Origin of the sequence: Natrinema longum (assembly GCF_017352095.1) — an archaeon.
Lineage (GTDB): Archaea > Halobacteriota > Halobacteria > Halobacteriales > Natrialbaceae > Natrinema > Natrinema longum.
In genome coordinates this window covers 3,043,645-3,055,986 of record NZ_CP071463.1, presented here as the reverse complement: position 1 = coordinate 3,055,986, position 12,342 = coordinate 3,043,645, and the positions used below count along the sequence as shown (strand labels likewise).

General features: G+C 67.0%; 16 protein-coding genes. 4 read left to right on the top strand and 12 right to left on the bottom strand.

Features of this window, described 5'->3' with window-relative positions; translation table 11 throughout:
- The first annotated feature begins 316 nt into the window (after nucleotides 1–316).
- Nucleotides 317–508 carry a 30S ribosomal protein S17e gene (locus J0X27_RS15090; RefSeq protein WP_006432730.1) on the top strand — a complete coding sequence of 64 codons (192 nt, stop codon included), beginning with the start codon at nucleotides 317–319 and terminating at the stop codon, nucleotides 506–508.
- 134 nt (nucleotides 509–642) lie between these two features.
- Here J0X27_RS15090 and J0X27_RS15085 read toward each other — a convergent pair whose 3' ends face one another.
- Nucleotides 643–909, bottom strand: a complete 267-nt coding sequence (locus tag J0X27_RS15085; protein WP_207269976.1) for a hypothetical protein — start codon at nucleotides 907–909, stop codon at nucleotides 643–645.
- A 233-nt stretch (nucleotides 910–1,142) separates the two neighbouring features.
- Between J0X27_RS15085 and asd the strand changes: the two genes are divergently transcribed.
- The 3 genes from asd (at nucleotide 1,143) to J0X27_RS15070 (ending at nucleotide 3,452) form a co-directional block, all read left to right on the top strand.
- Nucleotides 1,143–2,177, top strand: coding sequence for an aspartate-semialdehyde dehydrogenase (gene asd, locus J0X27_RS15080; RefSeq protein WP_207269975.1), 1,035 nt, complete (start codon nucleotides 1,143–1,145; stop codon nucleotides 2,175–2,177).
- 267 nt (nucleotides 2,178–2,444) lie between these two features.
- The gene (locus tag J0X27_RS15075) at nucleotides 2,445–3,098 is read left to right on the top strand and encodes a helix-turn-helix domain-containing protein (protein ID WP_207269974.1); all 654 of its coding nucleotides are present in this window, start codon (nucleotides 2,445–2,447) and stop codon (nucleotides 3,096–3,098) included.
- A 45-nt stretch (nucleotides 3,099–3,143) separates the two neighbouring features.
- A complete protein-coding gene (locus tag J0X27_RS15070) occupies nucleotides 3,144–3,452 on the top strand; it encodes a HalOD1 output domain-containing protein (RefSeq protein ID WP_207269973.1) in 309 nt (102 codons plus the stop codon).
- Between the two features lie 27 nt (nucleotides 3,453–3,479).
- Here the strand turns inward: J0X27_RS15070 and J0X27_RS15065 are convergent, their stop codons facing one another.
- From J0X27_RS15065 to J0X27_RS15015, 11 genes are all read right to left on the bottom strand, one after another.
- On the bottom strand, nucleotides 3,480–3,914 hold the full coding sequence (locus J0X27_RS15065) for a universal stress protein (RefSeq protein WP_207269972.1): 435 nt from the start codon (nucleotides 3,912–3,914) through the stop codon (nucleotides 3,480–3,482).
- Between the two features lie 155 nt (nucleotides 3,915–4,069).
- Nucleotides 4,070–5,041, bottom strand: coding sequence for a D-2-hydroxyacid dehydrogenase (locus tag J0X27_RS15060; RefSeq protein WP_207269971.1), 972 nt, complete (start codon nucleotides 5,039–5,041; stop codon nucleotides 4,070–4,072).
- Between the two features lie 45 nt (nucleotides 5,042–5,086).
- Entirely contained in the window at nucleotides 5,087–5,887 is an 801-nt protein-coding gene (locus tag J0X27_RS15055) for an adenosylcobinamide amidohydrolase (RefSeq protein WP_207269970.1), read from the bottom strand.
- Nucleotides 5,880–6,941 (bottom strand): threonine-phosphate decarboxylase, encoded by a 1,062-nt coding sequence (locus tag J0X27_RS15050; protein ID WP_207269969.1) that lies wholly within the window; start codon nucleotides 6,939–6,941, stop codon nucleotides 5,880–5,882. The genes J0X27_RS15055 and J0X27_RS15050 overlap by 8 nt, the downstream gene beginning before the upstream one ends.
- The gene (cobT, locus tag J0X27_RS15045) at nucleotides 6,931–7,983 is read right to left on the bottom strand and encodes a nicotinate mononucleotide-dependent phosphoribosyltransferase CobT (protein ID WP_207269968.1); all 1,053 of its coding nucleotides are present in this window, start codon (nucleotides 7,981–7,983) and stop codon (nucleotides 6,931–6,933) included. The genes J0X27_RS15050 and cobT overlap by 11 nt, the downstream gene beginning before the upstream one ends.
- Nucleotides 7,984–7,985: 2 nt before the next feature.
- A complete protein-coding gene (locus J0X27_RS15040; protein WP_207272097.1) occupies nucleotides 7,986–8,573 on the bottom strand; it encodes an NTP transferase domain-containing protein in 588 nt (195 codons plus the stop codon).
- Nucleotides 8,573–9,337 carry an adenosylcobinamide-GDP ribazoletransferase gene (cobS, locus tag J0X27_RS15035; protein ID WP_207269967.1) on the bottom strand — a complete coding sequence of 255 codons (765 nt, stop codon included), beginning with the start codon at nucleotides 9,335–9,337 and terminating at the stop codon, nucleotides 8,573–8,575. Before cobS ends, J0X27_RS15040 begins: the two co-directional genes overlap by 1 nt.
- Nucleotides 9,328–10,332: an adenosylcobinamide-phosphate synthase CbiB gene (gene cbiB, locus J0X27_RS15030; RefSeq protein WP_207269966.1), complete on the bottom strand. Its 1,005-nt coding sequence runs from the start codon at nucleotides 10,330–10,332 to the stop codon at nucleotides 9,328–9,330. The genes cobS and cbiB overlap by 10 nt, the downstream gene beginning before the upstream one ends.
- Nucleotides 10,333–10,371: 39 nt before the next feature.
- A complete protein-coding gene (locus tag J0X27_RS15025) occupies nucleotides 10,372–11,013 on the bottom strand; it encodes an HAD family hydrolase (protein ID WP_207269965.1) in 642 nt (213 codons plus the stop codon).
- A 147-nt stretch (nucleotides 11,014–11,160) separates the two neighbouring features.
- Nucleotides 11,161–11,772 carry a translation initiation factor IF-2 subunit beta gene (locus tag J0X27_RS15020; RefSeq protein ID WP_207269964.1) on the bottom strand — a complete coding sequence of 204 codons (612 nt, stop codon included), beginning with the start codon at nucleotides 11,770–11,772 and terminating at the stop codon, nucleotides 11,161–11,163.
- Nucleotides 11,773–11,879: 107 nt separating this feature from the next.
- Nucleotides 11,880–12,266 (bottom strand): DUF5789 family protein, encoded by a 387-nt coding sequence (locus J0X27_RS15015; protein ID WP_207269963.1) that lies wholly within the window; start codon nucleotides 12,264–12,266, stop codon nucleotides 11,880–11,882.
- Nucleotides 12,267–12,342: the final 76 nt, after the last annotated feature.

The window sequence follows — 12,342 nt, the reverse complement described above, 5'->3', positions numbered from 1 at the left end:
AAGTGATCTCCGCGAAGGAAGCGCTGTCGGCTCTGGAGGGATGTCGATCGAAAGCCACCGAAAACCGGGTGCTGAGGCGTCGGCGTACAGTATCGGAGCCACTGGAACGATTCTCACACTGACCGCAACACCGTCATGTGGCCAGGCATACAGGGCTTACAGTGGCTACTATACCAGTCTCGCTGTGTCTCGATCGTGGTGACGGGGTAGCTGAACGGGTCTCGAGACGGGAGACCGTCCAAGAGGGTGCCAGCAAGGGAGGGGTCCAAGCGCCAAAGAGAAAGGGATTAAGAGCCTCTGGACGGAATCGTCTCGTATGGCAATCAAACCGGCCTACGTCAAGAAGACCGGAACGCTCCTCTTAGAGCGGTATCCGGAAGCGTTCACGACCGATTTCGAGCAGAACAAAGAAAGCGTCACGAAACTCACGAACGTCGAGTCCAAGGGCGTCCGCAACCGTATCGCGGGCTACGTGACCCGAAAGAAAGGCGCTGAAGTTCCCGCGTAAGTCGTTCTTGAGGACGCCACACGTTACTTCGGGCGGACACGAGCAACTGTAGCCAGCGCTGCGCTCGTAGCCACGGCGACGCCATCGAACGGGTTCTCGAGGAGGAGTGATCGTACAGAGGAGTCGGCGAGCCGTTATTCGTCGAAGCCGGGTTCCATGTAGAGTGCGGCGACGAACGCGACGAGAGCGATCCCGAACGCGAAGAGGAGGCCGACAAGACCGGTCAAGATGGACAGTTCCATGCCGATACCCGGCAGTGCCGAATCGTTGTATCCCGTCCAGGCGAAGACGATTCCGAGCAGCGCCGCGACGGCACCGAGTGCCGCTGCACCCACGCTAAACCGCGTCTCGAGCAGTCCTCGATCGCTCGTACTCGCGGTCGAACTCGTCATCGGGACCACCTCTGGCCGGCGACCTCGCGTCGATCCTGTCGATAGTGCATCGGTCTCTAGGTGCCACTCCCGTTTCTTAATAGCTTCTATCCGTTCAGCGGACGCTGGCAGCAGCCGTCGCCGGTGGCGAACGACGCTGTCGCTAGACCGGCGGCGAGGAGCCGACGGCGCGGTCTTCGCCGATTGACACCTGCTACCGAAAACCCAAACGGTTTTGCGGACACAACTCGGAGTGGCGGAAAATGGCAGTACGAGTAGGCGTACTCGGTGCGACTGGCGCTGTTGGACAGCGATTGATTCAACTGCTCGATCCCCATCCGGAGTTCGAGATCGCCGCACTCACCGCGAGCGACGCCAGTGCCGGTAAGACGTATCGACAGGCCGCGAAGTGGCGCGTCGACAGCCCGATCCCGACGGACGTTGCGGAGATGACAGTCACGGCGACCGATCCCGACGAGGTTCCCAGCGACATCGACATGCTGTTTTCCTCGCTCCCCTCGAGCGTCGGCGCGGACGTCGAGCCTGCTTTCTGTGACGCGGGCTACGTCGTCTCCTCGAACTTCTCGAACGGTCGGATGGACGACGACATCCCACTCGTGATTCCAGAGGTCAACGCCGATCACCTCGATCTGCTCGAGGTCCAGCGCGACGAACGCGGCTGGGACGGCGCGATGGTCAAGAACCCCAACTGCTCGACGATCACCTTCGTCCCGACGCTCGCCGCCCTGACCGACTTCGGCCTCGAGAAGGTTCACGTCTCGACGCTGCAGGCGGTCTCCGGCGCGGGCTACGACGGCGTCACCTCGATGGAGATCATCGACAACGCCATCCCCTACATCGGCGGCGAGGAGGACAAACTCGAGACCGAATCCCGCAAGCTACTCGGCGAGTTCGACGGTGCCGAGTTGTCGCACAACGGCATGGACGTCGCGGCCTCCTGTAACCGCATCCCGACGATCGACGGCCACCTCGAGAACGTCTGGGTCGAGACCGAGGAGGAACTGACCACGGACGCAGCCGCCGAGGCCATGCGGGAGTACCCCTCGCTCGACCTGCGTTCCTCGCCCGACCCGCTCATCCACGTCTTCGAGGAGCCCGATCGGCCACAGCCACGGATGGACCGCACGCTGGGTGACGGGATGGCAATCGCCGCGGGCGGCCTCCAGGCGTCGCCCTTCGGCCTGCAGTACAACTGTCTGGCCCACAACACGATCCGCGGTGCCGCCGGTGCGAGCGTGCTCAACGGCGAACTCCTGCTCGAGAAGGGCTATCTCTGAGGACGACGTCTGCTCGAGAAGGGCGATCACTGCGGACAGCGGGCGATTCCTTCGGATCGATCGACTCCTCCGTTCGGGTCCGGTTCGAGACGGGCACCACGCCGAGCGGTCACGGTGTCTGTTCACTTGCAAGGGGTAAGTACGTACGACCGCCGATGCTATATGGGAAGTACTCGACGGACGGCAAGCCACACGTTCGGGACGTATGACTCGGCCGCCCGGACAGCCGATCAGCTATTCGGACCGTCGACAGCGCGTGAGAGTACTATGGTCCTCATCGTTGAATTCGAAATCGAGACGCCGATCCTCCGAGAGACCGTCGAGACCGTCTCGAGGATCGACGTCGAAGAGATCTACCAGTCCGAAACGGGTGAAACGAAGCTCATCTGCTGGGTCTACGGGGACGACCTCGAGCAGGTCGACGGGACGCTGGCCGACGACGATACCGTACGGGAATGGACCCTGCTCGAGGAACCGGACGATCGGCGTCTCTACAGCGTCACGCTTTCCGAGCGCGGAGAAGAGCATCTGACCTATCCCACGGCGGCGGCGTACGATATCGGCTACCGCGAGATCACCGTCACGGGGGAGACACGGATCCGTGCCCGCGTCCCGACGCGGGAGGCGCTGTTCGCGTATCGCGATCGCTGTCTCGAGAAGGGGATTCCGTTTCGGATCCAACGAATCTTTCAGGAATCGGACCAGGCCCGAGAGCGATACGGGGTCAGCGATAGACAGCAGGAAGCACTCCTCATCGCCCTCGAGGAGGGGTACTTCGATGTCCCACGAGAGACGACGTTGTCCGCGGTTGCCGGACAGCTCGATATTTCGGATCAGGCACTCTCGGCGCGTCTCCGACGGGGACAGGCCAACCTACTCCGGAATACGCTCGGAAGTTCTCCCCCCGACTTAAACCGTTGACGCTCCAATCGGGGTTGTTTCCCCCGTCACACCGGTATGACGAGTATGGAAACCGACACCGCAGCCGACGGGACGCAACTGCACACCGTTGATCACACCTACCGGGCCGACCCGGACCAGCCGCTCAGCGAAGCGGTCCTCGCGGCGATCGCATCGGAATCCGAACTGGACGCGCTCGAACTCGCGGACGAATTCGGCCCGCTGTACGACGTGGTCGATCCGACCGCACTGGACTCGCTCTTTCAGTCGGGCCCGAAGACGGAACGGTCCGTCGGCACCGTCACGTTCGAGTACGCTACCTATCGGGTAACGGTCGATCAGGACGGCGACGTAGTACTCGAAGACCGAGCATAACGGACGGAACTCGGGACGACTGCTCCGCTACTCTTCCTCGTTTCGCGGCAGCGCGATTACCGGAACCGAGGCGTTTTTCACCAGCCGGCGAGCCACGTCCCCGGTGAGCAGTTCCACGAACCGATTCCCGTCACGGGGCTCGAAGACGACGGCGTCGACGTTCCGTTCGACCGCCGCCTCGAAGATCGTCTCGACGACGTCGGTGCCAAAGAGGATCGCCGTTTCGACGGCTCCGGCCCGCTCTTCGAGGGGGCCGCGGGCACGGTCGAAGATCTCCCGTGCGTATTCCTCGCGCTGTTCGACCGAGGCCTTGTCGGGCGCGCCGCCGGCTTTCTCGATCACGTTGACGACGATCACCCGACTCGAGGGCTCGAGATACGGTGCGAGCGCCGCCGCCGTCCGCTCCCCGTCGTCGGGGTCGGCTGCGGGGACGAGGATCGTCCCGTCGAATGTCAGCGACACAGAACACCCCCCGCTCGAGCGCATTGATCGGCTAGTAAACGGTTCATACTCGTGATTCGCCACAGGGGATCAAAAAGGTGAGGCGGACGGCTCGAGCGAAGCGAGTGGGAACCGACCGCAGCCACGCAGATTACGATCGCGATCCGATCGGTTGATCAGGGCAGGACCTGATTTCTGAGTGACGGGGAGTCCCCGTCGTCGAACCGTCGGCGGTTCTCGGCAACGATATCGGCCAATCGATCGTAGTAGTTGGGCGTGTGGCCCGCGTTGTGGGGCGTGATCTGGACGTTCTCGAAGGTCCACAGCGGGTGCTCTTCGGGAAGGGGTTCGGGGTCGGTGACGTCCAGCGACGCGCCGCGGATCCAGTTCGATCGCAACGCCGCCACGAGCGCGTCGGTGTCGACGACCGGGCCGCGGGCGACGTTGACCAGTACCGCCTCGGGATCTATCGTGACGAGGGCCTCTCGATCGATCAGTCCGCGCGTCGTCTCCGTCAGTGGACACGCGAGTACGAGGTAGTCAGTCCGCGCGAGCGCGTCGTCGAACGCCTCGCCCTCGAAGCCGATCACCTCGTCCGTCGGCCCGCCCTTCTCGGGAGTGTATCGCACACCGATCGTGTCGACGCCGAATGGCTCGAGGCGCTCACAGACCGACTTGCCGATCGCGCCGAGGCCGACGACGGTGACCGTCGACCCCTGTAACTCGGTGGCCTTGTAGTGGCGCCACTCGCGACGGCGCTGCCGGCGCGCGCCGACGTGGAATCGTCGGGTGAATCGGAGGATCGCACCCAGAACGTGCTCGCCGATGTTCGGTCCGTGGACGCCCGAGGCGTTCGTCACCGCGACGCCGCGCTCCTCGAGTCGATCGAGGGGAAGGTGGCCGGTCCCCGCGTAGGCACACGCGAAGACCGCGAGGTTCTCGGCGGCCTCGAGCAGCTCGTCGTCGAAGGTCATGCCGGTGACGAAACGCGCGTCCCGAATCGCGTCGCGCTCCTCGGCCGGGGTTCGTGCGAGCGCGACGGTGTGATCGGGCAGTCGCTCGCGGATCGCGTCGGCGTACTGTTCGATCGGTATCCCGTGGGTCCCCTTGCGTAACACGAGCACGTCCGGCGTGTCAACTGCAGTCATGTCACACCCGTCGGCCGGTGTGATCAAAAGCGTTCGTCTTCGCCGTCAGCGCGTCGACGCTCGATCGTCGTCGCCGTTCGTCTCGAGGGGCGGTCGAAAAACCGTCGCCCGCTCGTCCGTCGAAACGCCGTAGGGCGCGTCCACGACCGAATCCGGTACGGCCGCGTCGGCCGCCGCGTAGTGGGCGCGAAGCGATGCCAGCACGGCATCCCGGACGCAGGCACGCGTCGCCGCGCCGACCTCGGTTCCGCTGCCCGAGAACGCCGCCGGCGGGCCGTCCGGATCGTGTCCGACGACGATCGCATCCGTCGTCGTGCCGGGAAAGCCCGTTTCGGCGAGGAGCGTCGCTGCCTTCGCCTCGGCCGTAACGGCGATCAGGTTCGCCAGTGCACCAGCCGCGAGCGCTCGCGTCGTCCCGACGACGACGTTGACCGTTCCTCGACCCTGCTCGAGTTGACCCTCGCTGGACGCCGGCGTCTCGGACGCCCGTTCGCTCTCCGATTCCACCGTCGTGGGTAACGCGGCCGGATTCGAAATACCGGCGGTCGCATACACCGTCACGGGACCGCGGCGAGCACCGCGAGCGTCGCCGATGTCGACGCCGGTCAGCAGCGCAGGCCCGGGCGAGTTCTCCGGGGTCTCGAACCCCGCGCGCTCGAGCCGTTCGTCGACGTAGGCCTCGAGATCCGTCCGATCCCACCCCTCGGGCACCGAGACGTTGTACGCGCAGTCGGCGACGCGACGCCCCCCGTTCCAGCCGGTCGAGAGCCACTCCGTGTTCGGTCGCGTGATTCGAAGAACGCCGTCCCGCCGAATCGCGGCATAGGCCGGGTCGGACTCAGTCATGTTCGGTTTCGCGATCGACGTCGTCGCGGTTGTGGACGCCCAGTGCCGCGAGCAACCGATCGTTGGCCGTGCGGTCCTTGACCGCGACGCGGACGTGGGAATCGAGCCCGCGGAAGGTCGTCGCGTCGCGAATCGAGACGCCGGCGGCCCGGGCGTCGTCGATCACCGTCGACACGTCGCGGTCGCCGACGTCACAGAGGAGATAGGGCGCGTCCGACGGGTGAACCTCGAATCGCTCCGCGAGTGCCTCGCGCATCCGCTCGCGCTCGTGGGTGACGCGAGCGCGGGTCTCGCGAACGAACGCGTCCTGTCGCAGGCAGTACGCGCCGACCCGCACGGCGGGCGTCCCGACCGACCACGCGCGGCGGGCCGTCGCGAGTGCGTCCCGTCGATCCCCGGTCGCGACGGCGAAACCGGCACGGAGCCCCGGCAGGCCGAACAGTTTGGTGAGCGACCGGGCGACGACGACGTGCTCGAGGTCGAGTTCGGCGGCCGACGAGCGGTCGGTAAAGCCGAGGAACGCCTCGTCGACGAGCAGCGTCGTCCCGGCGTCCCCACATCGGGTCGCAAACGCCTCGAGCGCGTCGGGATCGATCGCGTCGCCGGTCGGATTGTTCGGCGTACAGACCACGGCGAGTGCACACGCCTCGAGCACGGCGGGGCCGATCTCACACAGCTCGTCGTAGCGAACGAACCGGGGGGTCGCACCCTGGAGGCTGACTTCGCGGGCGTACTCGCCGAAGCTCGGGTACGGCACCAGCGCTTCGTCGCCCGGCTCGAGGGTACATTCCATCACGAGTCGGATCGCGGCCAGCCCGCCGGGGGTGGGAATCACCTCGGCCGGATCGCAGTCGACGAACTCGGCTGCAGCCCTGCGGTAGGCCGGATAGTCGTCGTCCGGATAGCGCCGCGACTCCTCGAGTGCGGCCGCGTAGACGTCCCCGACGCCGTCCGGGGCTCGCGGGTTGGTGTTGGCCGAGAAATCCAGCAGGTCCGGGTCCGGTTCGCCGCCATGGGGGACCCGGCTCCCGGTTCGAACGGAGTCAGGGTCCACGGCCGCCCTCCGCTGGCCCGTCGGCAGTCCGTTCGGTGGTCGGGTCGTCCTCGGGCCCGCTCTCGATTCCCAGTCGGGTACAGATCGTCTCGAGTCGATCCCTGACGGCGGCCATCTCGCCGTCGGGGACGAGCGAGAGTGCGCCGCCCATGCCGACGCCTTCCTTGGCCTCGCCGGCACAGTAGCGTTGCATCGCGACGTGGTCGCGCTCGTCGAAGCCGGGATCGGTGACGGTGAGCTCGCAGTCGAACCGCTCGCAGGCCTCGGCGAGCCGATCCCCCTGCTCGTCGGCCACGAACGAGGTGGTCGCGATCGAGAGCCCCGCATCGATACCGGCGTGGCGCAACACGGCAGCGACGGCGACCATCTGGGTCCCACCGGCCAGCGTCACCGCAGTCCCGGCCTCGAGTGCGCCCGCCGCGATCCCGGCCACCGTGGGCTGGACGGGGTCGCCGACCGCTTCGATCGCCTCGAGCGGGGCGTCCTCGCAGTCGCCGGGCTCGAGGTCGCTGGCGGCCAGGGCCTCGTCGACGACCCGTCGTTTGCGTTCGACCGGGTTGGTCGGCAGCGACGAGGAGACGCCGGCGGGCTCGCCGAGTGCGGTGAGGACGCTGAGCGCGGTCGTCGTCCCGCCGGGGACCGTCTCGCCGATCATGAGCCGGTCGTCCGGCAGGCTCGTGCCGTAATCGTAGGCCCGGTCGAAGGCGGCGGTGGCGGCCGGCACGGCGGACGCCTCTCGGATGTCGGTGCCAGGACCGCCGCCGAGTTCGACCGTCGGCGCGGCCGTCGACCGGGTGAGTCCTGCATCGATTACTGCCACGTCGAAGCCGACGACGTCCCGGACTGCCCGGGTTACGGCGGCGGGCGTCGGACAGCCGTTCGGGCTCACCGGCGTCACCGGCGATGCGACCGGCTCCCCGTACTCGAGGATCTCGACGTCCGCCGAGGGCGTGTGTTCCATCAGCTCCGGGGCGGCCCCGGCAGCGCTGATGCCGTCGATCAGGGCCGTCTCGGTCGTTCCGGCGGGGAGGACGAGACGCATCGCTACCGGCCCTCCGTGGGGCGGTTCCGCAGTCGGTCGGTTGCGAGACGGGCGTCTTCGAGGCGGTTCACGTTCACTGCCAGTCGTGAGTCGTAGTACACGTCGGTCATCGTCGTGGATTCGTCGGTCGTGCCGACCACGTTGACCCCGGTCGGCGCGAGGTAGTCGTCGGATTCGAGTCGCGTATCGATACTGACGCCGAGTCGCCGCTTGAGCGCCGCAGGGACACAGACCGTCCGCGACGCGTCGTCGTCGCCGTGGGCGACGAGGATTCGGTCGAGGACCGACTCCTCGAGGAGCGGCAGATCGGCGGCGACGGTCAGGATCGGCGGTGAGAGGTCGGGGTGCTCGAGAACGGCCAGCAGGTCGGTCACGTAGCCGTCGCCGGCCGTCTCGATCGTCGCGACGCCGTCAGTTCGCTCGAGGTGGGACCGCGTTGCCGGCGCGTTCGGCGAGACGGCGGCGTAGCTCGTCTCGATCCGGCTCCTCTCGAGCGCCGCGAGGACGCGATCGATCATCGCGGTCCCGGCGATCGGGTGCAGGGGCTTTTCGTGGGGACTCTCGAGGCGGGTACCCTTCCCGCCACACATCACGACAGCGTCCACGCGATCACCCCCAGGTGGACGCCGGCGACGCGGCCGATCTCGTTCGCTGCGCCGAAGATGTCGCCGTTGATCCCGCCGAGATAGCGATTCGCCCAGTACCAGGGGAGCCCGATCCCGGCGACGGCCCCGCAAAGGGCGAGGACACCGGGGTGGGGCCAGACCAGCGTTGCTGCGGAGAGGACGACGACCGTCGGGACGACCAACGAGCCGGCGGTGGCTGCGTCGGTGAACTGTTTTCCCATTCCGTCGTAGGCCGCGTGCCCGACACAGGCCATCGCGGCCATCCCGAATTTCGTCCCGACTTCGGCCCCGACCGCGACGCCGATCGCCGCGAGGACGGGGAGTTCCGCCAGTCCGAGGCCGCCAAGCGCCAGCGCGGCGACGGTGATCGTCACCGCGAGCAGCGCGCCGACGCCGGTCGTCGTGTCCTTGAGCACGTCGCGGCGGCGCTCGACATCGCCGTGAACCACCAGCGCGTCGCCCAGGTCCGCGATCCCGTCGAGGTGATGGATACCGGTCACCGCGTACACCGAAAGCAGGTAGCCAAGCGCGACGGTCGGGGCCGCGAGTCGCTCGGTCCCGAGCAGCGGGATCGCCGCCAGTGCACCCGCGAACAGTCCGACGAGCGGAAACGCCGCTGGTGTCGCTCGGAAAGCCCCCCAGTCGCCGTCGCGGTACCCGATCGGGAGCCGCGTCAGAAATCCGAGCGCGCCGCGAACCGCACCGATCCAGCGCCCGATCACGGCCATTTCGGTCTCACCCCCGTAGCGTGCTCCGTGTTCAGCGTCGCCAGTACCTGCCAGTAGGCCTCGAGGTCCCGTCCGAACTCGGAGACGACGGTCGCCAGGACGACGGCGAGGACGATCGAGACGACGGCCGCCCGGCCGACGACGGTGACGGCCCGCTGGCCGTCCGCCAGCGTCGGGAGTTCGCCGCCGGGATTGAGCACGTACACGTCCGGCTTCTCGAGGCGAACCGACAGCGCACAGGCCAGCGTCGCCATCGGCCAGCCGGAGTTGGGCGAGGGCGGGACTCGTGCCCACTGCCGGGCACGAACGAGCGCGAGCGGGTCCCCCGCGGCGATCGCGATCGCGGCTGCCGCGATGCGAGCGGGGAGATACATGACGAGATCGTCCAGGTGCGCGCTCGCGGTGCCGATCGGTTTCGAGGGGTAGCCGAGCATCGAGTCGAGCGTGTTGACGGCCTTGATCCAGGCTGCGATCGCCCCGGCGGCCGGCAGCGACACCGGTGCGAGCACCGCAAACGCCAGGAGGGTCGCAACCAGCCCGTCGGCGAGGTTTTCGGCCGCGCTCTCGACGGCTCCACTGCGAAGTTCGCCGGCTGAAAGCGTCGACGCGTCTCGGCCGACGAGCCCCCGAACGTCCTTCCGAGCCCGCTCGAGGGAGCCGTCAGTAGCTGCGACGACGTCCTCGGTGAGCTCGAGCAGCGAGCGGAGGCTCGTCGTCAGAAAGAGGAGGAAAGCAGCGACGATGCCCCCGCCGATCGGATGGAGTTCGGCCGCTGCGAGGACGGCTCCGGCGGCGACGGCAGCGGGAACGAGCGGGCAGAGGGCAGCGATCACGAGGCCCGCCAGCCGCTGCCGGCGGTCGTCGGTGCTCCAGGCTCGATCGAGACCGTCGACGAGCCGGCCGAACCAGGCGACGGGATGGATCGGGGTCGGCGGCTCGCCGACCAGGAGGTCGAGACTGAACGCCAGGCCGATGACTGCCAGTGTCGTCAACACTCCGTCCCCGCCTCCATACGATCCCGAGAGAATCGACGCTCAGTCATGACTGCTCCGTTCGGCCAGCGTCGTCAATTGCGTCGGAACGTCGGCGAGGGATACCTCATCGAGGAGCAGCGCCGTCCCGCCGACGGCCTCGACCCCGCCGTCGGCGCGTGGATCGTCACCGACGTGAACGAGATCGGCCGGGTCGACGCCGAGTTCGTCGGCGGTCAGTTCGAAGATTTCCGGCGCGGGCTTGCGCCAGCCACAGCCGACGCTCGTCACGATCGCATCGAAGTCGTCGCGGTCGAACGCGGATCTGACGAGCGTCCGCCCGACCAGTTCCGGAACGCTACAGTTCGAACAGATCGCGACCGGCCCTCGCTCTCGAGCAGCGGCCACCGCCTCGAGCGCGTCCGGCCTCGTCTCGACGGCCGGATCGAAGGCCGCGACGACGGCCCGTCTGGCTGCGTTGTGATCGTTGTCGATGCCACGGCTCGCGAGCGCGCGCGAGACGTGTGCGGGAAGCGGTACTTCCGCACCGTCGGGAGCGTCGATGTGGGGCTCGGCGTACGCCTCGGCCCAGTCGTCGGGAACCGTCACGTCCCGGTTTGCTAATTCGGTTGCGACGGCCGTCGCAGGATCGTCTGGCCGGTCGGCGGTCACCAGCGTTCCGAAGAGGTCGAACGATACTCCCACAACAGTGTGACTAGGACAAACTCACTTTAATTTCGCGATCCCCTCGCATCGGTGGGCCGTCGATCGGCGTCTCGTGACCGATCCACTCGAGCCCGCCGAGGAAATCGACCGCTCGAGTCGGCGGTCTCAGACGGACGGGGGACCGTCTCAGTCGAGTCGAGCGAACGCCAGGTTACCCGAGATGTTCTTGATGTAGATGTCGACGACGTCACCTTCCTCCGCGCCGGGGACGAAGATCGTGTAGTTGCCCTTCTCCGCGACCCCGTCGCCCTTGCGACCGGTGCCGGTGATTTCGACCGTGTAGGTGTTACCTTCCTCGACGGCGTCTTGCTGTTGTTGCTGCTGGCTGCTGGTCGAGCGCTTGGTGACCGGTCGGAACGCACCGCAGGCGTCACAGCGCAACATCGGCGTCCGGTCCTCGCGGACGAGCCGGGTGTCGGGCAGGCCACACTCCGAACAGAGGACGTATTCGTCGACGTAGGCGTCGATCGCCGCGTCGAGGTCCTGCTGGGAGAAGGTGCCGTTGTACCGGCCGCGACCGTCCTCGAGTTTCCCGCTGGTCCCCAGTTCGCGCTGAATGAACCGGTGGAGATGTTCGGTGTCTCGAGAGAGGACGTCGGCGATTTCGTCGAGGTTCGTCACCCGCGTGAACGCGCCGTCTTTTTGTGGTTGCGGGTCGGGGATCTGTAGCCGCTGTTCGTCGCCCCCGATATCGGGGACGTCCTCCATCGCTCGGTCGAGACTCGATTCGTAATCCATACGCGAGAACAGGTGACGGGAACGTAAATCCGTTCTGCTATCACGATCCACCGGTGGCGCGACGAGACGATACGGGGCGGCGGCCACCGGGTTGACGGTCTGAATCCTCAGTCCATGCCGCCTCCACTCTCGTCGAGTGATCCCTGTGTTTCGTCGTCGAGTTCCTCGAGGTCGCGTTCGGCGTTCGCCTCGTCGGGGCTGCCGGCCTCGCCGGTGACCTCCCCGTAGACGGCCTCACGAACCGCCTCGGGCGAATCGTACTGCTCGCCCGCCAGCCGGTCGAAGACGCTTCCCAGCGACTCCGTCTCGTTGGGCATGTCGATCGGCTCGTTGCCGTACTCCGTGGCGAGTTCCTCGCTCGTGACCGGATACGTCAGCTCCCCGAGGTGGCGCTCGACGGCCTCGAGTATCGATTCGGTGTGGGCTGCTCGTTCGGATTTGCGTCGTTCGGACCGGTCCTGAACCCGATCGCGGCTCGGTTCGTCCTCGCTCATAGCCGGGCCTATTACCAGCCCTCGAAAAAGCGACCGGCCGGCACTCGCGTGGCGCTCCGATTCCGTCATCGTCGCC